A 26,586-nucleotide genomic window follows, 5' to 3' on the forward strand; every position below is an offset into this window, starting at 1 on the left:
GATAAATATTAAGGATAGGAATCAGGATCGTTCACCCTTTCCTGCAAAATTTGGTTGAGCGTGTCAATGACTTGTCCGATCTGATATGGCTTAGGCAGCACCTTCACGTCGGGTAGCGTTACCCTCCGCTCGGAATAGCCCGTAGCCAACACGACTTTCAGATCCTGGTATTGCTCGCGAACGATCTCGGACAACCTGATGCCGTCGATCTTGCCAGGCATGACCACGTCGGAAAAGACGAGATCGAACTTGTACGCCGATTCAAGCAGTTCAAGCGCCTGCTCGCCATCATTGGCCGACACTACGTGAAATCCATGGGCTTCCAATGCCGGATGCACCGTTTGCCTAATCAAAGGATCATCTTCGACAAACAGGATGGACTGGTTTCGGAACGCTGCTGGTCGATCATGAGCTGGCTTTGACTCTTCCCTTTCCACCTGCCTTGTTCTTGCGCGCGGTAGGAGAATGGAGACCTTCAGCCCTGTACCCGGTTCGCTGCGCAGGTTAAGGCTACCACTCATCTGCTTCACAAAACCGTACACCTGTGCCAGTCCCATGCCGGAACCCTTGCCGACTTCCTTCGTCGTGAAGAACGGGTCCACCGCCTTGGCAAGCACCTCCGGCGTCATCCCTTCACCCGTATCAGAAATCGTCAAGCACACATATTCTCCTGGTGAAAGTTCACTGCTCGCGTCGACGAGAACTTCATTGCGGCCGTCTATGCGAAACATGCCCCCGGTTGGCATGGCATCGCGTGCGTTCATTGCCAGGTTGAGCAACGCAAGCTCGAACTGTAATGGATCGATCTCGACCGCCCACAAATCTTCCTGCAATTGCATCTGAAATTCGATGGTGCTTGGCAAAGCTCCCTGAAGCAATGAGAGCATGCCGTCGATCTGCTCGCTCAGATCAACCACTTTCAGATGCGCATCCTGCGCCCGCCCGAATACCAGCAGCTGCCTGGTCAGTTCGACGCCACGCTCGACTGCGCGCCTGGATGCCTCGAGTGCAGTCTTGACCTTCGGACTTTCCGACGTCATCAGCGCCAGGTCAATACCCATGGTCAGGGTTTGCAAAACATTGTTGAAGTCGTGCGCAATGCCGCCGGTCAGGCGGCCGAGTGCTTCGAGTTTCTGCGCCTGCTGCAGCGCCTTGCGCGTTTCCTCCAGCGAATGCAGGCGCTCCCGGTCCAGCCGCTCCGCATTCTTGCGCTCGGTGATGTCGCGGATAAAGGCATTCGTCACATAGCCTTGGCCATTGTGGTATCCCGTCAATGCCAATTCCACCGGGATGCGAGAGCCGTCCCTGCGCAAGGCTTCCAGTTCCATCACCGTGTCGATCAAGGCTCCCTTGCCGGTGGCAATGAAGCGCCGGTATCCGGCGTTGTGGGCCGCCCGCTTTTCCGGCGGAACGATCAGTTCGCTGAAGTCCTTTCCGAGGGCTTCCTCGGCGGGCCAGCCAAAGGTCCGTTCAGCCTTGCGGTTCCAGTCGGTGATGCGGCCGTCGCCATCCGCGCTGAGAAAGGCATCATGGGAATTGTCGATGATGACTTGAACGCGCTTTTGCTCTTCCTTCAACCGCCTGATGGATTCCTGCAGCGCAGCGTCATTGCGCTTGCGGTCGGAAATATCCGTAGCGGTGCCAACCATGCGCACCGCCCTGCCCTCCGGCGTGCGGCTGACCACCATCCCGCGCTCCATGATCCATTTCCATTCTCCATCCTTGCAGCGCAGGCGATGCTCGCTGATATATCCGGGCGATTTCCCGGCCAGGTGTGCCTCGAATGCCCGGCGAAAGGCCGGCAGATCATCCGGGTGGATGCGGCCGGTCCAATCATCCATACGGCTGCCGACTTCCGCTTCCTGATACCCCAGCATCTCTTTCCAGCGCGGCGACAGCGTTACCCGCTGGTTCCCGAGGTCGAGGTCCCACACGCCGTCGCCGGCGCCTTCCAACGCAAACTTCCAGCGCGCCTCGCTCGCCGCCAGAGCGGCCGCATCGTTGGCGCGCTGCTGAAGGCTGCGCAAGAGGACAAGGGTGACAAGCAAAAGCAGGAGCGATACGCCAAGGCCGCCGATCAGATACGCCCTGCGTTGGGCGTAATAGGGCGCCAGGACAGTATCAATCGATTGGCCCACCGTCACTGCCAGGCTAGCCGTGGGCAATGTACGCCAGGCATACATGCGTTCGACGCCATCGATCTCCGATGGGGCGCGATACCAGCCGTTGTCACGTTCGGGATCGTTCCAAAGTGTTTGTTTCATCGCTTTACCAAGCGCCAGTTCCGGCGCGGGGGACCGTGCAAGGATTTCACCGGTCGGGTGCAGCACCGTAGTCGCGCCACCTTTGCCTAAATGAATGGTGTCAAAAAACCTGGAGAAATATTCCGGTGCGACCGACAGCACGATCACTCCGGCAAATTGACCGCCTGGTCCACTGATCGGACGCGTGAACTGGATGCTCCAGCGCTGGGAGACGCGACCCAGCACAGGCTTGCTGACAAAGAGCTTGTCGCCAGACTGGTCCACATGCACGCGGAAATGCTCCCGGTCGCTCAGGTTCATGCCCTTGGCTTGTGGGTTGGCGCTAGAAAACTGCAGCAAGCCAGCTGAGTCGATGATCGCGACCTGAAAGCCTACATTCGACGCAAGATAGGATTGGCGCTTTTTCACGGCATCGGCGAAGTCAATGCCAGGCATCTGCCAGCGGTCGCGCAGGTCAATGAGCGTCAGATCGATCGAATTGACCGATGACTTGACTTCTTCGGCAAACGCGCGGACTAAATTCTGGGCGTCGACCTGGCTGCTGAGAAGGGTCTGCTGGTGCAGGCGATGCAAATCATAAAAAATCAGGGACCAGAATAGCGCCAAGGCACCAATCAGGCTAACTGGGCCTTGTATCCATAGGGGTACGCGAGACAATGCAAATTGTTTCATCTTGGAGGGACTGTCGGAGCGCCCAGAACCATTGCAAGTCGCATCGGCGGTTCCGAATGCTAACGGTTCGGGCTGTAGCGCGTTTATTGAGCCTCATTGTACTGGAATGAGAATATGCAAGAGTATTGCCGAGTAGAAGAGGGCGTTACGGCGCCACTAAGAGCCTATCCCAGTAGGCCTATTATTCGCCAAGTGATGATGCCGCATGCCAGGTGAAGGAAGGCCAAATAGTTCTTTGCCTTCTTCGCCCATCGAATCAGCAAACCACGAAATCGATTTCTTGTAGCGCCGCAGCATTGAGCAGCCCCTGCATCCAGAATTCTTCAAACACGCCAGCGTCAACCCATTCCTGGAAACGCGGATGAGCCGAACTGCTGGAGCAAATGCCGGTGCCGTTCAATGCATTCCACTGGCATCCAGTGCGCAGCACGAACAGGATGGCATCCATGGCGGCCCGGTCGCTTACCCGTGGGTTATGACAGCCCAAGGGGTGCGGCTTGCGGGGTGGTAAAAGCGGCTCCATCTGCGTCCACAACTTGTCCGGTAAGCGCCAGCCGTCGTCGTCTTTGATCATGCCCAAGCTCCACCTCCTGCATCATCATGGGCTTGGACCGCTGGCTAGGCCAATATTTCCCTCATTCTATGCCTACTGGGATACGCTCTTAAGGTAAGGACAAGTTTCGAATTGGGTTAAAGTTGCCTATTTGAAATATTTCGCCATTCTGGAAGCACTACTGTGTCGTGCTGGCTCACAATGTTCGGTTGGTCGTAACCCGCCCTTTCAAGGACGAGCGTTTGGCCAAGTTGCAAACGAGAGCCGGTCAAAACTTATTGGTTAAAACATCTCGGAAAACGGATCAAGGTCAAACCCTCTCCTTCGGACGATCTTATAAGCCTTCAGCCATTTTTTGAGATTCGTTGGCTCCCGAAGCGTTTCCACGTCCTCCTTCAAGCCAGCGATATCCTCACGAATCTGGGCGATGTCTCTTTCAAGCATATTGAACGCCATGGTCGGCGACAACGCTCCATAAGGCGGAAAATCAAAATGCGCGCGGAATGACATCTCGACCATGTCGAGTTCCTGCTGCAGTTCCGCTGACTGCTCCTTCAAGACCTTGTTGTAATGTTTCAATCGGTCTTCCGAGATAGAGTTGATCGCAGTCTGGTCGATCTGCTCGATTTCCAGTTGCAGCTCCAATAGTGCGAGCAAATCGTTGTTGCTGTAGGCGCTATTGACTCTTTGCATCAGCTCGGTTTTGCGCGCCCGCGCATTTGGGTCCGGTTCTTTGTCCGGATGCAGCGTGCTGGCCAGTTTCCGAAACACTTCCCGAATGGACTGGCTTACCTGTTGTGCTTCGGCTTGCAACCGCGCGTCCTTCGCCATTGCTTTGGCTGATTTCTTCCGGCTGCTACGCGTAGCGGATGGGTTTTCAAAATCCTGCGCATCTTGATGCAATTTTTCGTGCAACTGCCTGCTGACATCGTCAAGGAAATCATCCGGGGTACGCATGTCAATGTCGTCTCCCAGTTCGACACCCAACATGCTTTCCATCATGGCCTTGATCTCTTGATTGTCCTGCTCTTCTTCCGCGTCGTAATCGGAGCCACTGTGCCGGTTATAGATCTCCTTCAATTCCTCATGCTCACCAGAATCGAGCAGATCGGCAGCCAATGCGCAGATAAGGTGTTGCAGCTTGGTTCTGTCTGTCTTGCTGAATATCTTGTCGGCATAGAGCTGGTCGAAGATGTGCACGAGCCGGGCACGGTAGTCGTCAAAGTTTTGCAGGAGCGGATCGAACTCTCGTACGTACTTTTCTTGATAGAGCGGTATGGTCGTTTTCCAGGCGCTGAGCTGCTCACGCTGTTTGGCAATCTTCTTACTCAGCCGATTGAAGGTTTTTTGCGCGTTGGACAAAGAGGACGTTGCCTTTTGTTCAACGATGCGAACGTTGCCCGAGGAAGAAGCCATGGCGACACACCACTACGAGTGAAAGGGCGAATTTACCGCAAATGAATAGAAATGCAAGTATGGTGGCGGCATGAACTGTCTTTTACCTCATACTTCTGTCATGCGTTATCGCTGACTAGGACTGCAAGTGACGGACCAGGACCTTGTAGACAAAATTGTTTTCCGGACAAGCGGACAATAGGGCGCGGATTTCACCATGCGTCATTGCGTCTTGCCTTCCAGCTGCAGTAGAAGCCTTCATCAGCGCCGAGTAGGCGTCGAGCACATCTGGGCCCGTAATTTCATAGCCATGCCCTTGCGCAATGTGGCGTAGCGCTGCCATACCGGCGGCTATCGCGAAGTTGGATTGCTCGGTCGCGTAATCCCGGGCTGCACGTGCCAGAGTGCGAGGGTCGGCAGGACTTTGGTTGACCAGTTCAATGGCCAGATCGAACAAGCCTGCATCCTTCGCTGCTGCAAACCACTTGCCTTCCTGTCCCGGATGATGCGCAACGAGGTCATGCAGAATGGTTTCAGCAGGCTTGCCAGGATATTTCTTTGCAATAGCGCGAAATGTCGCCAGATGCGCCGTACCCTGATTCGCATCCATCGCGTACCGTTTGTACGCTTCTTCTGCAAAGCCGGATGAGAGCAGGATAGCCTCGCATGTGTAGGCAATGTCCTGTACAGGTGCGTTCAATCCGTTGGACTCTTCCGCGTAACGAATGGCCTCGGCATGTCTGCCCATGGCGACCAGAGACTTCACGCCCCACCGCCTGTTCGGCCACCATTGAAACCGCGCTTTCCCCAGCAGTGCCAGCAATTGCTGGTGCCGGCCAGCTGCATAAAGCGCGCTCAGGCAAGCGCTCGTCCCCTTGAAGTAGCGGAATTCAGTGGCCTGAGGATCTCACGCGTGCTCAACCAACGGAATGAATTCATCGGCCCATCTGGAGGCGATTTCCGGTGTCGCGCATAGCTCTCCCCAGAAATCAGTCAGTAATTCAAGATACGGGATCGCGTCATCCTCGACGGCACGCCATAGCCGTTCCAGCCATCGTTGACGTGTCTCATGCTCTGCCTGCGCATTAGCGATGACCGCCACCAGGAATTCAATCGCGCGATTGACAGCAGTGCCAATGGCGCCAGACGAACTATCGACGTGCTCGATTGCCGGTGACAGCTTTTCGAGGAACAGGATCGCCCCTTCAGCGGCGAGTACAGGTTCTTTTCGGGCGACTTGTCGGATTTCGGATACCGCTTCCTTGATACGCAGGATGGCAGGTTGCGACTTCCAGGCAAAAGCGTGGCGCCTAAAACGCGGGGAAAATTGCCATTTATAGGAAATCATTGAATATGTGATGGTTTTCTCTCTGCTTACCCGTAAAGTCGATGCGGTCTGAGTTCCAGGAGGGCTGTTGTTGCATTGCCGATTGGATATTCAGGATCGGCCAGCGGATAACCATTCTGCCAGTTTCGACCACCTTCGCTGCGTCTGTTTGCCTTTGACCGCCATGGCCAGCGCACGCTTTTGCCCGACCAGCACCACAAGGCGCTTACCACGCGTTATGCCGGTATAGATCAGGTTCCGCTTGAGCATCATGAAATGCTGGGTCGATACCGGAATGACTACCACAGGGTATTCCGAGCCTTGTGACTTGTGGATGGTCGTTGCATAACACAACACTAGTTCATCCAGTTCGCCGAACGGGTAGCTGACCAGATGATCGTCGAAGTTTACCGTGAGCTCCTGCTCATCGGTATCGATATGCGCGACAAAACCGATATCACCATTGTAGACATCGCGATCGTAGTTGTTCTCAACCTGCATGACCTTGTCATGGACGCTGAAGTGGTAGCCAAACTTTTCAATACTGTGTTCTCCGGGCGGGTTCAGCGCTTTCTGCAGCAACTCATTGATACCGCGGGCGCCGGTCAGGCTCCTGTTCATTGGACAGAGCACCTGGATGTCCCGCAACGGATCAAGTTGGAATTTGTTCGGCAGACGTGTCTTGACCAACCCAACAATCGTCTCTGCAATAGCCTCCGGTTCCTCAGCAGGCACGAGGTAGAAGTCTGACGATTCACCCTTGTTCGGCAGAGTGGGGAAGAGCCCCTGATTGATCTGATGAGCGCTGCGTATGATGCGAGACGTCGCAGCTTGCCGGAACACCTCGGTCAGGCGCACAACGGGCACGGCAGCGGAATTGATCAAATCCGATAGCACTTGCCCTGGACCCACTGACGGAAGCTGGTCGACATCGCCGACAAGAATGACCGCCGCCTTGCTCGGCACTGCCTTGAGCAGTTGATTGGTCAGTGGTACATCGATCATCGAGCACTCGTCAGCCACCAATAAGTCGCAATCCAGCGGAAAGTCTTCGTTGCGTTTGAACTCTCCGTTGGCCGGATTGATTTCAAGCAGGCGGTGAATGGTCTTTGCCTCAAGACCGGTCGATTCGGACAATCGCTTGGCAGCCCGTCCCGTTGGGGCACACAATAATGCACGTACCTGTTTAGCGCGCAGGATAGTGAGTATCGCATTCACCAGGGTGGTCTTGCCGACACCAGGTCCCCCAGTAATGACCAGCATCTTCGACGACAACGCCAGGCGAACCGCCTGCTGCTGGCTGTCGGCAAGTTCAATGGTCAGCTTTTGTTCTACCCATGATATGGCGTTGTCGGCATCGATCTCCTTCCACGGCGGCTGGCCAGACTTCAGCCGTCCCACGTGTGAGGCGATGGCGCGCTCGGCTTGGTAAAGCGCGGCTAGAAAGACACTCGGGATACCGTCGACCGTATCGGCGATGAGGGTACCTTCGGTCAATTCCTGATCAATCGCTTCCTCGATCACGGGCTCGGCAATGTCCAGCAGCTTGACGGCCAGCTTGACCAATTCACTCCGGGACAAGCCGCAATGGCCTTCGGTAGAGGCTTCTGCCAGCGCATAGGACACACCAGCGCGGGCACGGAGCGGCGAATCCGCCGCGATGCCGATTTTGCGGGCAATGGTGTCGGCCGACAGAAATCCAATGCCGCGGATATCCTGCGCCAGGCGGTAGGGGTTTTCGGTAACAATAGAAATTGCATCCGCACCGTAAGTCTTGAAGATGCGTACTGCACGAGAGGTGGATACGCCGTTACCATGCAGGAAGACCATGATCTCGCGGATGATCTTTTGGTCTGCCCAGCCCGCAATGATCTTCTTTGCGCGTATTTCCCCGATGCCTTCGATGTCGCGTAATCGCGCCGGCGTTTGTTCGATCACATCGAATACTGCCGCGCCAAACGCTTTCACCAGCCGGCCCGCATAGACTGGGCCAATTCCCTTGACCATGCCTGAACCGAGATAGCGCTCTATCCCTTTCAGGGTATTGGGGGGCGATATTTTGACGAAGACTGCCTTGAACTGCTTGCCATGTTCACGATCGGTCACCCAGTTGCCGGATGCCGAGGCATACTCGCCAGGCGTTACCATGGGCGTATGGCCAATCAGCGTAACAAGTTCTCGCTCGACTTTGACTTTCAGGCGTAAGACACAAAAGCCGTTATCGGGATTGTGAAACGTCACGCGTTCCACCAAGCCAGCGAGATGATCCAGTTCAGACCGGGATGCAGGGGTAGTCGAATGAGCGGGCATGGTTGAAGGCGTGCATCGGTTCCATAATAGATGGCAATATAGTATCGCTTCTTCTGGCAATGTAACGTATTTGCGGACCATCGGCCTCGACTCGCCTTCCATGGAATATGAGGCGAGAATGACCAACTTCATGTGCAAGTTCGTTCGCTAACTGCCTTGGGTATATCGCCCCGGAGAACCGAAGTCGATAATGTGCAGGTCTATGCTGCGGCTGTGGTCCTGACAGACCAGTACACGATCATGCTTCATGATTTGCATGCACACACATTGGTAGTGGAAGGGCAGTGATTGCCCAATCGAGGGGGCCGGCTTTCTGACGAGCCTGCCATTTTTGTTCCTCGAGAAATTCAGTTGATGTGTAAAGGAATGGGGCATTCGGGCTCACATTTTTGTCATTCATCATTCCCTTATTGATGCTAAGTGGTTATGCTGCTGGCAAATGTTTATCTCAAAGGAGGCAAAGATGCCACTACGCCGTGGAACCGCACAAAAGATTCTGTCAGAACCCGAATTCAAACTCGTCGATGAGAGCTTCACACCAGCTGTCAGTGCGCTGAGTGAGAAGGCATTGAGTCAACGGATTGAACGCTCCCGCAAGCTCCGTGATAAGTATCAGGCCTTGGCCGAGCGTCAGCAGGCCAAGATCGGCACTGCCACATCAAAAGGTGGAAAAGCGGGAGGTCAGGCAGCGGCAAAGTCACAGCTGAAGGACACGCTGTACAAACACCGCATGCTGAGCGAGACGCTCGCGCGCTTCGAGAAGACATCGAACGCCAATGCGAAAGGCAGTGCGGATATGGGCAAGGTCGCAGCAGTTAAGAAGACCAGTACAAAAAAAGCCGTGAAGGCGCCAGCTGGAAAAGCAGCAAAGAGCACGCGATCGGGCGTACGGGCTGCCTCAACGAAACCGGTGACTAAGCCCTCTGCCGGGGTAACTAATCGCGCTGCTAAGAAGTCGAAGGAAACCTTGAGCCAAGGTACGGCAGCCAAGAAGGTCGCCACTAAAAAACCTGCTGCGAAAAAGGCTGCTCCAGTAAAGGCAGTACCAAAGAAAGCGCCCCGTACCCGTGCCAATAAATCCAGTACTGCTCAGCGAAGACACGCAACCACATCCTGACGCTGCAGCAAGCCGCTCGGTTCGTATGACGTTTGAGCATCGGGAGCTGTGTCCAGGCTACGTTCGCTGCAACCAATCCCGTTATCGATTCTGCGAGCGTACCGAGACGGCACTGTAAGTACTAATGACGATGGACGTCAGGTCGAACACGCATGCGTAACGGGCTCTTGCTTCATCGACACTCGATTGCGTCCTCCCTGCTTGGCCGTATATAAGGCGGCATCGGCACGCGTAACAAGCGAATTGAGCGTGTCCTCCAGTTTTTGAGTCGCTACGCCGATGCTCAGGGTCACGCTTGACAGTAGTGCATGAGATTGTTCAATTCTTACCCGCAGGCGATCCGCTACCGCGGCTGCGCCTGACGGGCCGGTTTCTGGCATTAGCACGGCGAATTCATCACCGCCCATACGGCACAGTGAATCGATGCTTCTCAGTTCCTGCTGTACCTCATGCACAAAGTCTTGCAGTACACGGTCGCCGGCAGCGTGGCCATGCATGTCATTGACCGGCTTGAAGTTGTCCATGTCGATCAGCAGCAGCGACATCGGCCTGCCGGTGCGCACCACGCGTGCGATCTCACGGTTTCCAATTTCGAAAAAAGCGCGGCGCGATAAGGCCCCGGTCAGGAAGTCATGGTTCGCAGCATGCTCGGCCAGAAGCAGAATGCGCCGATGCGCAATCAATAGGGCACCGAAGGCCAGTACCGGCAAGGCAAAGGCGCCAGCAGCAAGGATGAGCACGTTCCAGCCCGACGGTTCTAGCAGAGATGCGGGAGGGCTGCTGGTAAAGGCTTGCCGCAGCACACGGTAGATGTGGCCGGCTGCGATCGTGCTGCACATCGCCAGAATGAAGAATTTAGGATAGTAGGGGCGGCGCCATTCAGCCCTCGCGCGCAGCAAGGTGTAACCGATGGCACCTGCGATGCCAGCTTGATACAGGGAAGCTATGACTGTCCTGGCCAGGAAAGAATCGTGCACGTAGTGAAAGTAGCCAACGGCTGCCGTCAATCCGGTGACGATGGCGGCAAGGGTGCGCGTATGGGCCGGCCGCCTGAACAGTCGACGGTAACCGACCAGGACCGCCGCCGATGCAGCGGCATAGACGCCATTGGCCACTTCATAGGCGAAGAACGGGGACAACTCGCGACCATAGGCGTATAGGATGTTACCGGCCATGCCCAGCACACTGGCCAGAATAATCTGCCGAATTCCCTTTACGCCGTTCTCTCGGAAGGAAAACAGGACAAGGAAGGTAACAAAGCACAGCAGCGAGGCAATCAGGAAGACTTGTTGGGTACTTAACATAGGCGATGGCGGACACAGGTGGTCGACGCCAGAAAACGGATGGATGGTGCGCAACGCAATTATCCTAACATAGGTGCATTTCTCTTAAGCAATACCCTGCAGTGCAAGTTACGTTGCTCGACAATAGGCGGCAGTAGAAAAAGGCACGATGGAATGGATGTGAACAGCGGCTCCGACTTGCGACTTCAAATTCAAAAATTACTGCAACCTATTGTCGAAGAAGGACTTTTCCAATAATCCACATTGTCTGTGGACAACTTTGTGAATAACCGGGGCTTGACACCGGAAACGCTTAAGTACCATGCGGGTTCTGGCTAAATTGCCTTCTTCTTGAGCACCATCTGGAACTGATATAAATCAATGGCTTACGGAAAGTGTGTCGTTCCTGTGTGCAAGATCTTATAAATAACAAAAGATATTTTTTACAACGCTGTTGAATGTGCACAACCCTAGTGCGTCGACAGAATGTCAAGTCCCAAATAGCGTATTTACAGCGATGGGAATGACGAAGTCCGCTACCGCAATGTGCTTGTTGAAATCGGCGGCTAGACAGACCGGGCGATCTCAGCCAGTGCAGCATCGATACAGCCACGCATCGCCCGACCCGTCATGTAGGTGCGCAGGGATGGATTTCTTCTTGCGGCAGCGGTCAGCGAGCGATCGCTGTCTCCTGGCAGGTCCGGATTGGCACCCGCGCCAAGAAGATAATCAACTGCCTCGATGACGCCGCGCTGTCCCGCCTGGAAAAGCGCAGTTTCGCGTTTTTCATTGAGCACGTTCACATCGGCGCCCGCGTCAATCAATAGGCGCATCTGGTCCACCCGCCCACACCGTGCAGCTCCGAACAGGGGCGTCTCGCCTTGCTTGTCACGTGCTTCGGGATCCGCTCCCGCAGCCAACAGCGTCGCAGTCATCGCCGCCGTGGTTGCCGCATGCAGAGCCGTAACCTGTTTTCCGCCAAGAGCATTGGCATCAGCGCCGGCATCTAGCAGGCGTCGCACAATGCCTGACTTGCCGTGCCGCGCTGCCATGATGAGTGGTGTGTCTATGTTTGCGCGGCTGACGTTGACATCGTCGCCGGCGTTAATCAACCAGTTGACAACATCGTCGAGGCCCATGCCGGCTGCCAGATGGAGGCCCCGCAGCCCTCGTTTATTGTGAATGCGCCAGTCAATGCCGCGCTTGAGCAGGAAAAGCGTGCAGTCCGCGCAGCTGGCCTGAATGGCATGGAATAGGGCGGTTTGGCGGAGACGATCGACGGTGTTGATGTCCACCCCACGCTCATCCAGCAGCAAGGCGATCGTGTCGACCGCACCTGCCGAAGCAGCCGCGAGGAAGCTTTCGTTGTCGTTGCGTTGCCGGGTTTGGTGATCGGTCTCGAGATTCATGGGTATTGGGCTTCTGTCTAGGTAGAGGCGCGGTGAAGGGAATCGCATATCCCAACAAAAGGTGGACAGGTCCTCTTGGTTGCGTTCATCAATCATCTATGACAACAGCTAGCGGAAAAAATCCCCGCGATGCAACTTTTGCGGTCACTGTGCGACCGTGTTGCGTGCTACACCGACATCTCAATGACTATTTAGCAAGTATGGCGGCAATTCCATTAGTGCCAGACGAGGCATCGCAAGACCTGACCGGTAAAAAGCGAATCAGGTACGGGCCCCTTAGCAATGCAGAGCGACTTGACGGTCCCGGGCTTTGGATCGCTCCTGGCGAATCCAATCCTGCGTGGTGACAGATTGCGGCTGGCGGGCCTTCGAATCCAGGTATTGGACATGCTGGTCGAGGAGGCCACATTCCTCGGTCGCGGACTGGGGCCTCCCCATTGTTACAACACTTTGTCGGCCACCGTGCTGTCCTTCAGCAGCTTTGCGCTGCGCCATCAGCATCAGTAAATCAGCTTTCGGAGGACTAACGATTCCGCCAGAGTCGTGTAACACGACGGTTTTTGTTTGCGTACCTTCGGGGCATTCGCTATTCGAATAAGTTGTTTTGCCACCGACAGTACATTTCCTGATCCCGTGTGCAGACGAAGGAGGGATGGCTGCAGCGTCAGACGCATTGCCCTCAGGTTGACGATCTGTTCGCGAAGTGGAAATGTTGCGGTCCGTGAGGTTCCTCGGTTGCTCAGGCGCCTTTTGCCATGAAGGCGTAGAGATCGACGTCGACCTATCCAGTAACCATAAGCCGCCGCCAACGATGGCGATAGCGAGTAGGGTTGATACCAAGATGTCTTTTTGTATACGCATGTTGAGGACGGCCTTATCGCTTGCCTGAGTGCAGATCTAACAATTAGAGCGCAAAGGTAATGGACGCGCATCCCACAAATATGAGACGCATGAAGGTTGAGTGGGCCGGGGAAGGACTGTAGCAAAAATGCCGCACGAGATGACAAAAGAAGTAGCTTGTCACCAAAACACGTTACCCTTAAAGCCGTCGAAAATTGCACAGTTACACAGGGGATCAGGGTGAGTGCCATTGGCTGGATCACAGGAGTCGTCACCGTTGCCGTGGTAGGAGGAGCTGCCTGTCTATGGTTGAGCCGGCGTCGGACAATGGGAGAGCGAGCAGGTTTCCGCGGCTATCCCCGTGGTGGAGAAATAGGCGATTTGAACCGGCTACTTCAAGAAGGCGTGATTTCGCCGGACGAGTACGAATTACTCAAGCGCCGCATACTGGCCGGGCACGTGTACTAGGCTAGACAACAATAGGGTCTAGTGTGTCCTGTGTCTATTTTGCATCGCAACGGCCACCTATTTGTAGAACGGTTTTACCACTTGCTTTCACACTTTTACTGGCGCCGACCCGCACTCGAACGAAACTGGATAGGGCCCTCCCTCATCTTATTATCGTGCCTCAAGCAACCGGAGCAGCTCCTTGCGACAGGATAAGCGGGCCACTATGAAACGCCTCTACAGTGGATGTGTCAACACCTAGTGCGAAGTTTATCCCGTGGCCCAGTCAGGCCGCGGGTCTTTTTCCATTCGAATGCACTCTGCGACGATCAGCCGTCTTTGGATCGATGAATCCGATTTAAAATCAGAAACAGCAACAGACGTCGTTCTCTGCTGCGTTGGACTTGGCCGTTTGATCGCGCGGCGGCAACAACGTCGTTCAACATCCCTTGCGGCACCATCTTCTCGTCCACTGGTCATAATCCGTCGTTAACCAATACTTGCCTCTTTGCTTCGCTCAGCTATACTTTGCTTCGTCGAGGAGGAGACCAAGTATTACCGACTCGATAGATCGTTCCTGGACCAGCTAACAATTTCTATACTGGTCAGGTTCATTCCGCACACATGTGAAAGATTGTTATGGCAACAGGTACCGTCAAGTGGTTTAACGATTCCAAGGGTTTTGGTTTCATCACACCCGACCAAGGTGGAGAGGACCTCTTCGCTCACTTCTCGCAAATTCAAAGCTCGGGTTTCAAGACCCTCAAGGAAGGCCAAAAGGTTTCCTTCGAAGTGACTCAGGGCCCCAAAGGCGCGCAGGCATCGAATATCGTTCCCGCATAAGCTCGCTTATTAGGCAAGCCCTGACCGGAATGAAGTGATCAGGGTATCAGGCTAGGCTAGCTAGTTTCCGGGCTCGGTTGCCCAGAGCAACTAAGGTTTTGTTTAGGGCCATTGACCTCTGCCAATGGCCCTTGTTGCGCTTAATGGATTACCGCTTTCTTCGAGTAAAGCCGTGCGCGGGCACTGCCCTCTGCCTTGATTTCCCCGTTTTTGGCCATGACGCTCAGCGCGTTGGACATCCGTTGAGTCAGCTTTTTACGGTCATCTGCGTCAGGCTTGATACCTAGCGCAGTGATTGCAGCTTTGAACACTTCGGACGCCGGCTGAGGGGTGTCCGTCAATAACGTTGGCCAGAAATCTTTGCCAGTGGGCGGTAATTTGGATCGTTTTCCGCCTTTGTTTGCAGCCGTTTTCGACTGACTGGCAGTCTTACCCTTGGCTTTGGAGGTAGACGCCGTACGAGCTTTTGTGCTTGCTCCTGTTGCGCGAGTATCGATAGTCGTCAAGGTTTCCAATACGCCTTCAAGGTTCTCGACGAGTTTGGCGTAATACTCCATGCCCTGCCGCGCATGCATTAATTCCTGTTCAACGGCTTTCGCTGCCGGTCCGAGATTTGCCATAATAGGTGCCTCCATGTATAGGAAAGTGCGTTAATTTAAGTTCCGTAATGGACAAATACTTATTACGCTTTGTTCAGCGGAGCGGCGTGACAAATCTCAAGTATCAGTACAACGCAGCTTTATTTGCCTGTCTAAATAATGGTTTATATGCCTAGGGGGCACTTTAGACGAAAAAAACCCGCAGGCCGAAGCTTGCGGGTTGAATCCAATTCTTGGAGAGTTGGAGGAGACAGGTGTTACTATACTGCGCCGCATCATCACTGTCCTCTTTATTCTTGTTATAAGAGATATACAGTATGGTAATAAGGCAATTAACATAGGCCTGTCTGGCAATACTCATGCGAGGCTTGCTTGTCGGTTTATACCGGTCTCAACGTTTAGACTTTTACAACGAAGGACCGGCTGTTACACTTAACGATGACTTCTTTGGGACTCCTGTATCGCAATGCCTGATTTCGACACCATCAGAGCTGCTTGCCTACAAGCGCTGGAAGACGCTACACGGCGTGACGACTGGCATGCCTCGTATTGTCAAGTTGTTGATCCGGCGTCTGTTCTCGAACTCGTCGCGCAGATTGAAGCAGCCAATGGTGCGAACCTGGCAGCAGAGCGGGGCGCCTTCGTTAAACTGGTTCGCGACCTTACGGGTTATATCAAGATGACGACGGGAGACAAACCTGATCCGGTGCGCGAGGACCTGTTATTGCAGGCAAAGGAATTGATTGAACGGAGCGGCCATTAGTCCGTGTATTGGCTGGCCGAAGTCATCAGACAGCTTGGTGAGCCAATGACAAAACCAACTGTCGTAACTTCTCGCGTGCCTGATCAAATCCGTATTCTCGACGCCAACGGTTGAGGTCGACAAAGCCGGCAGCCCCGAGAGCACATGTGGCGATGCTGATGCCCTGGAATGCCGTACCATCGAGCTCACCATCCAGCACACGGATGCAGAGGAAAGGAACAGCCTGCGACTTGGGCTTTGATTTGGCTATCCGCAATAGATCAAACATCTTGCTTTCGGCAAAGTGCGTGCCGCACACGATGACATCGAATCGCTTATTCAGTAAAGTCTCGGCCTCTGCCATCGAGGTACAGAACGTCAGGGAAAAGGTATCCTGCCATGCCTCCTGCACGAGCGGAATCACTTCAGGTACTTCTGCTACGAGTACGTTGAGTTTCGCATTTGCCATATCGGGCTCTTATTTTTCTATGACGCCATGTCTCTCTTTATTGCTGCATCATACGTGATACTCATTTCTAGGACTATCGTGCTATTCTTGCGATATTCGCTTGTCGGACCATCGAAGTGCCCATGCGCTGCAGCTACGCTGCCCGTATGCAAGGTAAATGGTCATAGTCTCGGACCCCTCATACCATCTTGACTGCATTCAGGAACTTCATTAAGCCGTTCGTGCCCATAAGCAGACGGCAAGGTGTCTATGCAGTCACGGAAAGACAAGTTCGCCTGTCAGGGCACGATAGCCTTATTCATTGAAGACCTCCAACTTAATCTGAGAAGTCATGCCTCGCAAACCAGAACCGGTCGCTGCTCCCGCCGTCATCAAGTGGACAGAAGAAGAATGGGAATTGATCGCCAGGCGGCTCCTTGACATCAAGGGTCCTGAACTATTGCAGTCAGCTCAGCTGGAAGAAGTCAAAGCCAAAGACGTATTCCTGGTGCAGGAGTGTTTGCCGGAAGACCGGCACCGCAAGCTGATTTCCATCTCGCAGGGTTTTCAGGCAATTCGGCAGCGTCTCCATGGCATCTTGCAGAAGGTCAGGGACGCTGCACAGGAGGACCTGTTCTCCAAATCAGACCAGTCCAGTGCAATTCCGGCTGCAGCTGCCGCTGTCACAGCGGATGAACCGAAGCAGCGAAATTCCCGTAAAGGCGCTAAACAAGTAGTGGCTGAAGATGCTGAATCAACTGCGCCGTCGGCATATGTGGAATCAAAAGATACTACTGTCGACGAACCATCGCCTATGGCGCCACGCGTTGACGAGCAACCGGACAGTGCTGTACCAACCCATAAAGGAACGCAACTCGATCAGCGCCACAGGAACAATGTACAGCATGCAGCGCCTCGCCAGAGTCACATTGAACAACCCAGAGTCCGCACCAAGGCGATTCAATCGCCTTTGCCGGTGGCCACCAGTGACTTCATTGAGATGGCACGTCCGTTCGTGTCCATGGTCTGTCAGGAGCTGGCAAGCGCGTTGGTCGAGAAGTTGATGCAGCAGGGAGGAAGCCAGGCCACGTTGTCGTTGTTCCAGACAGGGTTCAGTGGGATAGGCCAGTCGGCCTTGCGGGAACAGCCGCGCAGACATGAACAGCAAGGTAAAGCTTCGTCCACGCGGCCTATGTATCAGGATGAGCCGGGTATGACGGCCGATTTTTCGCCAAACTCAAGCCCTCCGCATGATGATGAGGAAGACGAACATGCAGAAGGGGATGTGCAACCGTTGTTCGATCCAAAGCTGCCGCCCTCGGCCAACAGTGCATTCAAACCCATGATCGCCCTGATCGCCACCAGTCCACGAGACTTCGAAGACCTTCAGCAATACTTCCCGCAACTGGAATTGAAAGTGGTTCCGCTGGAAGAGCTTCGTACGGCGCCATCACTACGTAGCTGTCAGCGCATGATGGGACTGCGGGAGGATATTCCTGCGCCTGCAGACGAATACCTGCGAAAGACTTTCAGGAACCGCTATGTGCGTGTGATAGGCGGGATCAGTCAGGTACGTGAACAACTCAATGCCTGGTTATCCAATCCCAATACCGTCAACGAGCAGCCTCGATGGCCGCGCAAGCAGGGGAATCCCAATGGCAAGGGACAAGGAACAGGCTTTCCAAAGAAACGGCAGTTCCGCCGTCCCAAGCCTACCCCATAGCCCTGGGTGCTAGTACGACGCGGTTGCGATACGTTCTGGCGCAGCGTCCGCAGCGCAATGTAGATGCAAATCAGCCTTAAACATATTGCACTGCCCAATGACAAAACCGGAAAATTGATAGAGAATCGCTGCGCAGTATAAAAATCCAGTCCCAAAGAGGACGGCAGGAGACACGTGAAAGCCCACAGTACATTGTGCTGTGGGCTTTTACCTTTTGTGGTGTTATATAAATCTCGAATATCTGTCATTCGCATTCGAAAGAAGACACCACTGTTGTACACCGGTACTATGTCTTTGTCTCCTCCAACTCTTCTTGAATTGGATTCGCCCGCAACTTCCGCAAGGACTGCGGGCTTTTTTCTTTGTGCCGATGCAGGCACCGTTGGTGGATCGTTCATTTCCCTACCAGACTCGGCGTAACGACGCGCCAAAGGATGAGAAATTGGTCATTGACCCTTGTGACAAGATTGATATCGCTCGAATTATTATGGAACGCATTGACGGCGTCGTCGCACAAGCGCGTGTCAGCACGTTGGGCTTGGCGAACACCGTACTCGAACGCTGGGCCAGCGATATGCCAGAAGCGGGCGAAGGCCAGTGCCAGATTCAGATCATTTTTGAAGACGGCTTTCAGTACCGTAGCCAGGTTGGTCTAAGCCGGTCTCAAAAACGCATTTCGCTGGCCAAGGTCTTGCGTCAGCAATTGGCGTCAATGGCCGCGCCCGACAAAAACCAACGTAAGCGCAAAGACCGCACTGGACCAATTACCACCATTGCGCAGCCTACGCTGTCATTGCCTGTGGACGCGATGCTGGCCCGCTATGACATTTAGCGCAGTGTCCGATCACTTCCTGAAGTGAGAGAGGGTTGGGCCGGAGCGCAAGAAGAATCGAAACTATGACACGCAGTAACAACGATTTAGTGCAGGCGACCTTTTTGAACGACTTGCGCAAGCAGCGCATGTCGGTCATCGTGTACCTGGTGACCGGGGTAGGGCAATCCGGGAAGATCGAATCGTTTGATCAGCATGCCGTGTTACTGCGACACGGTGACAGCACGCAGCTCATCTACAAACACATGATCAGCAGTATCATGCCAGGGACAAAGCCCCTGCCAGCTCAGGCATCAAATCCAGTAAAACGGACAGTGAAGCGTCCCGATGCTAACTCAGTCCCTGTGGTGACCCGTAAGGTATCGCGTCGAACAATTGTTCGTGACGAATAACGCCGCTCAAACATAGGTGAGCTCGGCGTCGAACGTCGATGGAATATGGTGCTGGTATTCGTTCCGCCCGCCAGCTCCGGTGGATGCAGCCTGTTCTTTTGAAATTGAGGTCTCACTCCGATGGCTGCATGGGGTGCGATTGTACAGAGCAGGGACATGATTGGGGCAGCATCACTATTGATCCCAGTCAACGAGAAAGATAGCCCGTCCCTCGGGCCAATGGATCTTCAACCAGTACTAGACGTTTGCTGGCCACCAGTCAAAGGCTTCCTGGCGTAATACGAAGATCGACTGCGTCTGGTTCAAGTAAAAGCGCGAGGTTACTGCACTCCATTGGCCTTCCACCTTTCGGCCGTCATGCAAAATGACGATATACCGGTTTCCATCCTTCGGTTCATACAGCTGGTCATCGTGTTTGGTTGGGGTATTGATCTTCATGGCCGGTCAACACACGCTTACATGGCTTGTCAGCAGATCGTCGATGCAGGCTTTGCTATAGGCGTCCATGTCGAGAAATCGAACACCGGCGTTAAATCCCGCTTCGGTAGGATCGCAATAGACCACAGTACCCCACGCATTTATACGTCGAGGGCTGTCCGGAACCTCAATCGCGATGGCATAGTTACGACCGATTACGAGTCGACGCTGACTGAATAGGCCGAGACCATGCAACGACACATTCACCGTGATGACGGAATAGGGACCCACGTCGTCCATAAGCACCTTCGCGTCGAAGGAACAATACTGGCGTCGGTATGAGCGCTGTTCAATGGCAGAAGGAGAAGACATACCGCCATTGTAGTTCCGCGGGGAAATGATGTTTCAACCTTGAAACATTTATTGCGGCGCATCAAAAGTGATCGCAGCCAGTATTCCAATGGCCGGTGTTGTCGACTATTGTCATTGCCAATGCCATAAAAAAGCCCGCAAGAGCGAAAGTCCGTGCGGGCCATAAAATCCAAACCGGAAGGTTGGGAGGAGACGCATAGTAGATAGAGATGCTTTTGCCAAGTTCAAGGGAAGTTTGGAGCATTTTCTTTTGATGCCTCACCTTCGATAGCAAAAAATCATTGATAGCACATGTAAACCTGGCTTGGCGCGTACATTGAAATTAGATATCTGAATCGGCTGAAAGGATGTTGTGAGGGAGATGCTACAACGGGAATGGGCTGAAATTGCCTGAGTCTTGGATAGTTACGGTAGAATAACCGTACTGTCTTTTTATACAGTGAAGGCAATTGATGGCAACGCAAATGAAAACCGCGAAGAGCGATATCGATGTCTTGAATCGCTATGGGATTGCTGATGCAGCCAGAACACGCATCACAGCGCAGATCCTTCGCAACGTCACCAAGCCGGCTCAAAAGCAATCGGCACAACCGAAACTGCCTAAAGTATCAAAAGCAAAGACACCGGCTTGAATGTGCAGTGCATCACCCAATCGTTTTATTCAATGGTGCATAGAATGCTCAGGGCTCTGCAGTCTGCATAACGCAAGGGGGCCAGCCCGTCGACTAGCCGCGACAGATTCGAACGCCTACTCGAGGCCTATTGTATGGATGGGCGCTTCACATCACGCGACTCTTGAACCAGTCACGATCGCCCGAGTCCATCGCTGCGGCAATGACTTCTGGTGGCAAGCTATAGACCGTAGCCCAAGCGGCGCGGCCATCAGCGGTATTTGACGGGAAACTCGCCGTTTCTATTGGCCAGTGATATTTTTGCTCAAAGTTCTCACAACAGCGGCAAGAGTGACTTGTCCGTGGAGCGGTTCGGCATCAGTCTGGTCGGCATCGAAAAGCAGGACGACGACAACGGCACCACGTGCCGTACGCGGGCCGGGGAAATGGGTAATGTGGCAAAACATTTAACTAGTCAGCGGACAACAAAGTCTAAATGGCCCAAAGATCCAAGCTACTGATTATTCGTGAATTTCCTCTTTGCAATATAGACTTTCTTGCCCGTTTTAGCGGGCAACAAAGTCTTAGTTTTCTGCATTGGGCAACAAAGTCCAACTTTTCTGTCGACGATTTCAACGTGGGCAACAAAGTCTAAATACCCTGACAGAGGAGCCATTACGATCACTGGTAGTAGGAAATAACACCGGAGTCGAGAATTTTGGCGCTTCTCAAGTTTGATTGTTGTCAATTCTTCATGTGCTTGTGTCTCCCATATCCGTTGCCATTTGATTAAGCGGCGCCTATAAATAGTTAGCAATAGTTGTTCTTTTTTTAGCAACAGGAGCAACGCAATGGGCGACCAGAAGAACCGGATTGTGAAAGGCGGGCGGTTAGGAACTCAGTTTCGGGGAAAGCTCACCCTGGCTTACGGGCAGCGTGGCAAGTATGGAAGCAATCTTTGGTATGTCTATAGCCCTCGAACAAAAAGGGATTGGGTCCTGCACAGCAACCTAGAGTATGATCACTTCGTTCTTACCGAAGCTGACCCAACGGTAAGAAGCGTTAACTATGCACCAGATCCGATTACGATCAAAAGCGATGAAGGCGATACAAGGACGACGATCTTCGATGCAGAGGTGATTCGGCAAGACGGCAGTACTGAATGGCGTGAAGTGAAATCGCTGTATGACACAACCTCAAGGAACCTGCGGCAAAGGGAAACGCAAACCATCGCGGCGAGCATTGCCGGAGTCACGTACTGCAGATACACTGAAGAACAGCTACATACGAACTCTGTGCTCCTGGAGAATCTGCGCCGCGTCCTGGCCTGGGTCTCCGCTGCAAGGGATCGGAGTCTAGCCAGCTATTATCTGGAAGTCGCCGCCACTCTGGACGCTCGTCGATCCATCGTATTAGGTGAGCTATACGCATTAGGTAACGAACGAGATTATCCCCTCTACCTGGCGGCAGTGATGCAGGGCGTTTTGGACGGCCGCCTTATTAGCGATATCGCTACTCATACCTTATCCAAAGCGACTTTGGTCTCATGCCTGCAGGGTACAGCATGACCAGAGGTCGACATCTTACCTTCAGCACTTTGCCAATCGCGTTCCGTGACTCATCGCGATGGAGATCGGTCGATGAAGGTGCACTGTCACATAGTGATCGACAGCGGTTCCTCAAGCTAAAAGCTGCCGTGGAGGCGTACCTTCGAAGTGGGGCCCTGCGTGCAATAGCCAATGAGATGCAAGTGGCGCCTTCGGAGGTATTGCGTAGCTTTAGACGATGTGTCTCACTTAGAGATGACGGTGACATCGAGGGATGGCCCGCACTAATACGACATCTACGAATTGTCAGATACACGCGAAATCGGGCACAACCGAACGGTGCCGTACAGACTCGTGGGCAATATTCAGGGGCCTTCGCCAGATTTCTTGATGAACATCCACATATCGGACAAAGCATCGAAGATCTGGTACTGAAAAAGGCAAAAAGTGATGTCGTCCATGAAGCGAAGGTTACGATAAAGAGACTTCATTCAACGTTCGTTGAACTGTGCCTGAAAGAGGGCGTGGCCCTATCCGATTATCCGCTGAATACAGTGTCCAAAGGGCGGCGGTCATTGAGCCGGTATGTCGAGTCTATTATGGAGCAGCACCTTGAGCAGGCAACTCGAGTCCGTTTTGGAAGGGAAGCGGCCAAGCGATTGAGCACAGGGAGTGGGCACGCAAGCCAGACGTTTGTTACTGCCCCATATGATGTGGTCGGTATGGATGCACACAAGATTGACTGTATTGGGACGGTCAAAGTCATAGGGCCGGGCGGGCCCCAGCGAATCGCGATAAAGCGGCTTTGGTATATACCAGTTCTCGATTTCTACAGCCGTGCGATCCTTGGTTATACGGTCGCCATTCGGACGGAATGTTCGGCCGCCACAGCGGAGGAGGCGCTGGTGTCGGCCCTAAGCACGTGGGAACCTCGAAAGCTTAAGATCCCCGGGATGTCCTATAACGAGGGCGCGGGATTGCCGTCTGGGGTCTTTCCGGAGCTGCGGGGAATTGGATGGACCACGATGAAGCTAGACAATGCAGCAATTCACTATGCTGCGGCGATTGCTGACCGGGCTCGTCGTCGGTTGGGCTGTGCAATCAATTTTGGTCCGTTAGGACATTGGGAACACCGTGCAGTGTTAGAAAGACTCTTCGCGACTCTGGAACGCTATGGTTTCCAACGCCTTCCTTCTTCAACGGGTTCCAGTCCAACCGATCCTGCGAGAGATCAACCAGTCAAGAGTGCTGTCGATATCGGTATCGATTGGGAAGTGCTTCTTGACCTGGTGGACGTGATTACTGCGAACTATAACGCTACGAAACATGCGGGCATAGGTAGTCAGCGGCCGCTCGATGTTCTAGGAGAGGCTCTGCATTGCGTACCGTCGACGTTTTTCCCGCGACTTCTACCGCCTGCCAACTCGTTTCATGGGGAGCTTGGTGTCGAAGTGTTACAGAAAACGGTACGTGGTAACAAGGCGACAGGGCGACGCCCTTATGTTGAAATTTATGGAGTGCACTATACGAGCCCCATCCTGGCAAGCTCAATGGGTTTGGTCAATAAAAAGATACTGATCCACATTGGAAAGAACATCCAAACAGTGATGGCCTATTTTGCTTCTGGAGAAGAGCTAGGAATTCTGACAGCGGGCGGATGGTGGGGTCGAACAGCTCATACGCGCGAGATAAGACAGCAAATCTGCGCACTTCGGGATGCAGGCGAAATTGAGGTCGGTCCCGGCGACGATCCAATCAAAGTAGCCATGAACTATTACGCTTCGAAAGCACACAAGGACGCAGAAAAGGCAGCTTACAAGATATCCAAGAATGCAACGAAGCTCGCACAGCTGGCGAAGGAAACCGGGGAGCCCGTTCCCGTTCTGGCGCCGGAACCTACACATGCCCAAGGTCGTTCACAAGCACTTGAAGAGCAAATGCTTTCTCCATTTGTAACTTCGCCCGTGTGGAAGACCATCACCTAGGATCGATACAGAGGGGGAGGTAAGGTTGACCAAGTCACTACAGCAAGACCAAGTTTCAAAGAGGCCTCCTGAGATTTCAGGCATGTACAGGTCACATCCAGTGCTGAACGATCGAGCCAAGTTTCCGACTCCTTCGATAAGAAAGGTCTATACAGTTCTTGCCAACGAGTTGGTACAGCATAACCCGGGATGCTCGTTCTATGCCTATTCACGATTTGGTAAAACGAGCGCAATACGGGTCCTGAATGCCATGTTGGCTCAGACCTTTCCCAAAATTCCAATGCTGACGATAAACGCGCACCGGCATCTTCGCTTTTCCGAGCTGACTTATACGGAAGAACTGCTGGAAGCATGTCGACACGACACGAAAGCAGGAAAGGCTCTCACAAGACGATCTCGGTTTATCAAGTATCTATGGTCACTAGCTCACGAACGACAAAGTGACCGAATCGTCTTATTTATCGACGAAGCGCAGAACTGGTCGGAATCGGAGCTTACCTATCTGCGGGACATTTCCAATGACCTTGACCTGGAATTCAATATTGCCCTGTTTTCCGTATTTTTCGGGCAGCCTGAGATGGAGGGTTTGCGTAATTCACTATTGCAAAGTAATCGCCAGGATTTGGTCGGCCGCTTCATGCTTAAGCAGTACCAATTTCCTGGGATTATGTCTCTCAATGAGTTAACCTATGTGATGAGGTGTTACGACGACCCTGCGATATCGGAATATCCAGAGGGGAGCGGAATCAGCTATACCGAGAGCTTGCTCACTGCCGCATACGGCTCAGGATTTCGACTGGCGGGACAATCAGGGTATCTTTGGAAAGCCTTTCGTGAAGCGGCAGGAACCTTCAAGATTGACCAGATCGGCATGCGTTGGGTGTCAGCATCGATACGCAATTTTTTGTACGACCATCTTGCAAAAGACGAGCCTGATTTCAGGCCAATAGCTGACGCGTGGACATCGGCGGTGAACACGTCCGGATTCGCCGATAGTTTAGGCGTAACGTATTACCCTAACAATCGATAGATGAGCATTTCAATGTCACGTGTACGGCCATACTCGCTGTGTTCCGTCGCTGTTTCATGGGAGCGAACAACGGGGTGGTAGGCGATGCTGCTCTACCAGGGTAGCCCAAGCCGATCTCAACTACATCATGCAAACTTTGCCATGTTCGACCGAAATATTCAACGGACAGTAAGTTGGGTCTCTGGCTGGACGGGGCCGTATGAGGGCGGGGTTAGCCTTCTGATGAAATTTGCGTGGATCAATTCGTACGATAACTATCAGACTCTCGATGCTGTCTTTCTTGGAAAGCGAGCCAATCACGCACTTTGGTATAGCGGACACAAATCGCTGACGAATTTGCAGTGGGCACGGCGAACGAACTGGAAACCCAATTTCGTGGGGCTTCATCTCATCACGGACCGCTTCGACAAAAATCGTTGGTGGGATACGTTGGTATCTGACGAGCATATGAAAGTCTGTCCGTCATGTGCAATCGTGGGCTTTCAAACTCCGTTGTTTCAAATCGAGGCGATGTCCCAGTGCCCGATTCATGGAGATAAACTGCTTGACCGGTGTTATGAATGCAACGCTCCCACGCGAAGTTACGGCTGCCTGAGCGTTCCGTTCTCCCAGGCTTTGTGCTGTGATGGCTGTGGCGCACCTTATGGTCGCGACATGTCACCTACATACTGGCGCGCAATGCACCATCATCGGCATGCACATCAACGATTGTCTCCCATTGTCCACTGGCTTCGTCAGGTGCATCTGACCATCGATAAGAGCCACACATGGGACGACTCATTTCAATCCTGGCCGGTAACCACAGCAATCTCCGATAAAAGAATCGCCGCTTTTACGATGCTTCAAAAGGCCGTTCCTTACCAAGGTGACCGGAGTGTTTTCTTTAATGGCGGCGCCCTCCACTTAGTGAACTCGTATAGAAGAAAGACGCACCGGCTTAGGGAAGTGGAAGTACAGGAAAGACAGCAACTCGCCAGCTTTCTACAATCAAGACAAGCGACTTCGGAAGGTCCGCCATCCAACAACGGTAAAGAACGAGGGATACAGCGCTATCGGATCTACAAGGCGATTCGCCGGCGCATTCTGCGACTTGTACGAGATAGATTGACGAAGGGGAACTGACCCTGCCTCGTTTCCACGTACAGCAAGTCATGCAGCCATAAGCGTTTCCTCAGCCTGAACCGGAGTGCGATATCCGGTAGAGGAATGAATCCGCTGACGATTGTAATACCCTTCGATCCAGTCCACGATATCCAGCCGTGCCTGGGCTCGCGTTTCGTAATGGGTCTGGTAGATGCATTGTAAGCGTCGGCTGAGAGCCGTGGTTGACGGCGACGTTAGGGTTATGCGTTTGCGTTGAAGGACGGGAGTTTGCCGGCAACGTTCCAAGGCAACAGGTCATCAATGCGGTTGATGGGATGGTCAGCA

Annotated in this window: 22 protein-coding genes and 2 pseudogenes; 11 read left to right on the forward strand and 13 right to left on the reverse strand. The window is 53.5% G+C overall.

The window, feature by feature from the left end; translation table 11 throughout:
* Nucleotides 1-8 precede the first annotated feature (8 nt).
* The 6 genes and pseudogenes from FH061_RS27715 to recD2 all read right to left on the reverse strand — a co-directional run bounded on the left by FH061_RS27715 (nt 9) and on the right by recD2 (nt 8,653).
* Nucleotides 9-2,870, reverse strand: coding sequence for a PAS domain S-box protein (locus FH061_RS27715; RefSeq protein WP_192805288.1), 2,862 nt, complete (start codon nt 2,868-2,870; stop codon nt 9-11).
* 334 nt (nt 2,871-3,204) lie between these two features.
* A pseudogene (locus FH061_RS27720) lies at nt 3,205-3,510 on the reverse strand (transposase); the annotation flags it as partial.
* Nucleotides 3,511-3,771: 261 nt separating this feature from the next.
* Entirely contained in the window at nt 3,772-4,905 is a 1,134-nt protein-coding gene (locus FH061_RS27725; protein WP_151639073.1) for a J domain-containing protein, read from the reverse strand.
* Nucleotides 4,906-5,020: 115 nt separating this feature from the next.
* Nucleotides 5,021-5,650 (reverse strand): hypothetical protein, encoded by a 630-nt coding sequence (locus tag FH061_RS31690; protein ID WP_318841064.1) that lies wholly within the window; start codon nt 5,648-5,650, stop codon nt 5,021-5,023.
* A gap of 141 nt (nt 5,651-5,791) precedes the next feature.
* Complete coding sequence (locus FH061_RS31695; RefSeq protein WP_318841065.1) at nt 5,792-6,232, reverse strand: hypothetical protein; 441 nt, start codon at nt 6,230-6,232, stop codon at nt 5,792-5,794.
* Nucleotides 6,233-6,322: 90 nt separating this feature from the next.
* Complete coding sequence (recD2, locus tag FH061_RS27735; protein WP_225984932.1) at nt 6,323-8,653, reverse strand: SF1B family DNA helicase RecD2; 2,331 nt, start codon at nt 8,651-8,653, stop codon at nt 6,323-6,325.
* Nucleotides 8,654-8,984: 331 nt separating this feature from the next.
* Here recD2 and FH061_RS27740 point away from each other — a divergent pair, with 331 nt between their 5' ends.
* A complete protein-coding gene (locus tag FH061_RS27740) occupies nt 8,985-9,638 on the forward strand; it encodes a hypothetical protein (protein WP_151639074.1) in 654 nt (217 codons plus the stop codon).
* A 137-nt stretch (nt 9,639-9,775) separates the two neighbouring features.
* Here FH061_RS27740 and FH061_RS27745 read toward each other — a convergent pair whose 3' ends face one another.
* Entirely contained in the window at nt 9,776-10,996 is a 1,221-nt protein-coding gene (locus FH061_RS27745; protein WP_225984933.1) for a GGDEF domain-containing protein, read from the reverse strand.
* A 491-nt stretch (nt 10,997-11,487) separates the two neighbouring features.
* Nucleotides 11,488-12,330 carry an ankyrin repeat domain-containing protein gene (locus tag FH061_RS27750; RefSeq protein ID WP_192805289.1) on the reverse strand — a complete coding sequence of 281 codons (843 nt, stop codon included), beginning with the start codon at nt 12,328-12,330 and terminating at the stop codon, nt 11,488-11,490.
* 1,926 nt (nt 12,331-14,256) lie between these two features.
* Between FH061_RS27750 and FH061_RS27755 the strand changes: the two genes are divergently transcribed.
* The gene (locus tag FH061_RS27755; RefSeq protein ID WP_151639076.1) at nt 14,257-14,460 is read left to right on the forward strand and encodes a cold-shock protein; all 204 of its coding nucleotides are present in this window, start codon (nt 14,257-14,259) and stop codon (nt 14,458-14,460) included.
* Between the two features lie 140 nt (nt 14,461-14,600).
* Here the strand turns inward: FH061_RS27755 and FH061_RS27760 are convergent, their stop codons facing one another.
* Nucleotides 14,601-15,080, reverse strand: a complete 480-nt coding sequence (locus tag FH061_RS27760) for a hypothetical protein (protein WP_151639077.1) — start codon at nt 15,078-15,080, stop codon at nt 14,601-14,603.
* 445 nt (nt 15,081-15,525) lie between these two features.
* Here FH061_RS27760 and FH061_RS27765 point away from each other — a divergent pair, with 445 nt between their 5' ends.
* Nucleotides 15,526-15,822: a hypothetical protein gene (locus FH061_RS27765; protein WP_151639078.1), complete on the forward strand. Its 297-nt coding sequence runs from the start codon at nt 15,526-15,528 to the stop codon at nt 15,820-15,822.
* A 25-nt stretch (nt 15,823-15,847) separates the two neighbouring features.
* Here the strand turns inward: FH061_RS27765 and FH061_RS27770 are convergent, their stop codons facing one another.
* Nucleotides 15,848-16,270, reverse strand: a complete 423-nt coding sequence (locus tag FH061_RS27770) for a hypothetical protein (protein WP_151639079.1) — start codon at nt 16,268-16,270, stop codon at nt 15,848-15,850.
* A gap of 331 nt (nt 16,271-16,601) precedes the next feature.
* Here FH061_RS27770 and FH061_RS27775 point away from each other — a divergent pair, with 331 nt between their 5' ends.
* From FH061_RS27775 to hfq, 3 genes are all read left to right on the forward strand, one after another.
* A complete protein-coding gene (locus FH061_RS27775) occupies nt 16,602-17,972 on the forward strand; it encodes a hypothetical protein (protein WP_151639080.1) in 1,371 nt (456 codons plus the stop codon).
* Between the two features lie 313 nt (nt 17,973-18,285).
* A complete protein-coding gene (locus tag FH061_RS27780) occupies nt 18,286-18,804 on the forward strand; it encodes a hypothetical protein (RefSeq protein ID WP_151639081.1) in 519 nt (172 codons plus the stop codon).
* Nucleotides 18,805-18,869: 65 nt separating this feature from the next.
* On the forward strand, nt 18,870-19,196 hold the full coding sequence (gene hfq / locus FH061_RS31700) for an RNA chaperone Hfq (RefSeq protein ID WP_151639082.1): 327 nt from the start codon (nt 18,870-18,872) through the stop codon (nt 19,194-19,196).
* A 237-nt stretch (nt 19,197-19,433) separates the two neighbouring features.
* Here the strand turns inward: hfq and FH061_RS27790 are convergent, their stop codons facing one another.
* Together FH061_RS27790 and FH061_RS27795 are read right to left on the reverse strand one after the other, a co-directional pair.
* Nucleotides 19,434-19,634 carry a hypothetical protein gene (locus tag FH061_RS27790; RefSeq protein WP_151639083.1) on the reverse strand — a complete coding sequence of 67 codons (201 nt, stop codon included), beginning with the start codon at nt 19,632-19,634 and terminating at the stop codon, nt 19,434-19,436.
* 6 nt (nt 19,635-19,640) lie between these two features.
* A complete protein-coding gene (locus FH061_RS27795; protein WP_151639084.1) occupies nt 19,641-19,985 on the reverse strand; it encodes a PilZ domain-containing protein in 345 nt (114 codons plus the stop codon).
* A 464-nt stretch (nt 19,986-20,449) separates the two neighbouring features.
* Between FH061_RS27795 and FH061_RS30750 the strand changes: the two genes are divergently transcribed.
* The 5 genes from FH061_RS30750 (at nt 20,450) to FH061_RS27820 (ending at nt 26,280) form a co-directional block, all read left to right on the forward strand.
* Nucleotides 20,450-20,617: a hypothetical protein gene (locus FH061_RS30750; RefSeq protein ID WP_192805290.1), complete on the forward strand. Its 168-nt coding sequence runs from the start codon at nt 20,450-20,452 to the stop codon at nt 20,615-20,617.
* Between the two features lie 830 nt (nt 20,618-21,447).
* Nucleotides 21,448-22,164 (forward strand): PDDEXK family nuclease, encoded by a 717-nt coding sequence (locus FH061_RS27805; RefSeq protein WP_151639085.1) that lies wholly within the window; start codon nt 21,448-21,450, stop codon nt 22,162-22,164.
* Nucleotides 22,165-23,168: 1,004 nt separating this feature from the next.
* Complete coding sequence (locus FH061_RS27810; RefSeq protein WP_151639086.1) at nt 23,169-24,128, forward strand: hypothetical protein; 960 nt, start codon at nt 23,169-23,171, stop codon at nt 24,126-24,128.
* 82 nt (nt 24,129-24,210) lie between these two features.
* The gene (locus tag FH061_RS27815) at nt 24,211-25,158 is read left to right on the forward strand and encodes an ATP-binding protein (protein ID WP_225984934.1); all 948 of its coding nucleotides are present in this window, start codon (nt 24,211-24,213) and stop codon (nt 25,156-25,158) included.
* Between the two features lie 141 nt (nt 25,159-25,299).
* Nucleotides 25,300-26,280, forward strand: a complete 981-nt coding sequence (locus tag FH061_RS27820) for a hypothetical protein (protein WP_151639088.1) — start codon at nt 25,300-25,302, stop codon at nt 26,278-26,280.
* Nucleotides 26,281-26,307: 27 nt separating this feature from the next.
* Here the strand turns inward: FH061_RS27820 and FH061_RS27825 are convergent.
* Nucleotides 26,308-26,466, reverse strand: a pseudogene (locus tag FH061_RS27825) (IS3 family transposase); the annotation flags it as partial.
* Nucleotides 26,467-26,586 lie beyond the last annotated feature (120 nt).

Source organism: Noviherbaspirillum aerium (genome assembly GCF_008929045.1).
Classification (GTDB): domain Bacteria; phylum Pseudomonadota; class Gammaproteobacteria; order Burkholderiales; family Burkholderiaceae_D; genus Noviherbaspirillum; species Noviherbaspirillum aerium.

Coding starts and splice junctions, on each gene's coding strand:
- FH061_RS27725 (WP_151639073.1), bottom strand. CDS start 4,905: ATGGCTTCTTCCTCGGGCAACGTTCGCATCGTTGAACAAAAGGCAACG.
- FH061_RS31695 (WP_318841065.1), bottom strand. CDS start 6,232: ATGATTTCCTATAAATGGCAATTTTCCCCGCGTTTTAGGCGCCACGCT.
- recD2 (WP_225984932.1), bottom strand. CDS start 8,653: ATGAAGTTGGTCATTCTCGCCTCATATTCCATGGAAGGCGAGTCGAGG.
- FH061_RS27740 (WP_151639074.1), top strand. CDS start 8,985: ATGCCACTACGCCGTGGAACCGCACAAAAGATTCTGTCAGAACCCGAA.
- FH061_RS27750 (WP_192805289.1), bottom strand. CDS start 12,330: ATGAATCTCGAGACCGATCACCAAACCCGGCAACGCAACGACAACGAA.
- FH061_RS27755 (WP_151639076.1), top strand. CDS start 14,257: ATGGCAACAGGTACCGTCAAGTGGTTTAACGATTCCAAGGGTTTTGGT.
- FH061_RS27760 (WP_151639077.1), bottom strand. CDS start 15,080: ATGGCAAATCTCGGACCGGCAGCGAAAGCCGTTGAACAGGAATTAATG.
- FH061_RS27765 (WP_151639078.1), top strand. CDS start 15,526: ATGCCTGATTTCGACACCATCAGAGCTGCTTGCCTACAAGCGCTGGAA.
- FH061_RS27770 (WP_151639079.1), bottom strand. CDS start 16,270: ATGGCAAATGCGAAACTCAACGTACTCGTAGCAGAAGTACCTGAAGTG.
- FH061_RS27775 (WP_151639080.1), top strand. CDS start 16,602: ATGCCTCGCAAACCAGAACCGGTCGCTGCTCCCGCCGTCATCAAGTGG.
- hfq (WP_151639082.1), top strand. CDS start 18,870: ATGACACGCAGTAACAACGATTTAGTGCAGGCGACCTTTTTGAACGAC.
- FH061_RS27790 (WP_151639083.1), bottom strand. CDS start 19,634: ATGAAGATCAATACCCCAACCAAACACGATGACCAGCTGTATGAACCG.
- FH061_RS27795 (WP_151639084.1), bottom strand. CDS start 19,985: ATGTCTTCTCCTTCTGCCATTGAACAGCGCTCATACCGACGCCAGTAT.
- FH061_RS30750 (WP_192805290.1), top strand. CDS start 20,450: ATGAAAACCGCGAAGAGCGATATCGATGTCTTGAATCGCTATGGGATT.
- FH061_RS27805 (WP_151639085.1), top strand. CDS start 21,448: ATGGGCGACCAGAAGAACCGGATTGTGAAAGGCGGGCGGTTAGGAACT.
- FH061_RS27810 (WP_151639086.1), top strand. CDS start 23,169: ATGAAGCTAGACAATGCAGCAATTCACTATGCTGCGGCGATTGCTGAC.
- FH061_RS27815 (WP_225984934.1), top strand. CDS start 24,211: ATGTACAGGTCACATCCAGTGCTGAACGATCGAGCCAAGTTTCCGACT.
- FH061_RS27820 (WP_151639088.1), top strand. CDS start 25,300: ATGTTCGACCGAAATATTCAACGGACAGTAAGTTGGGTCTCTGGCTGG.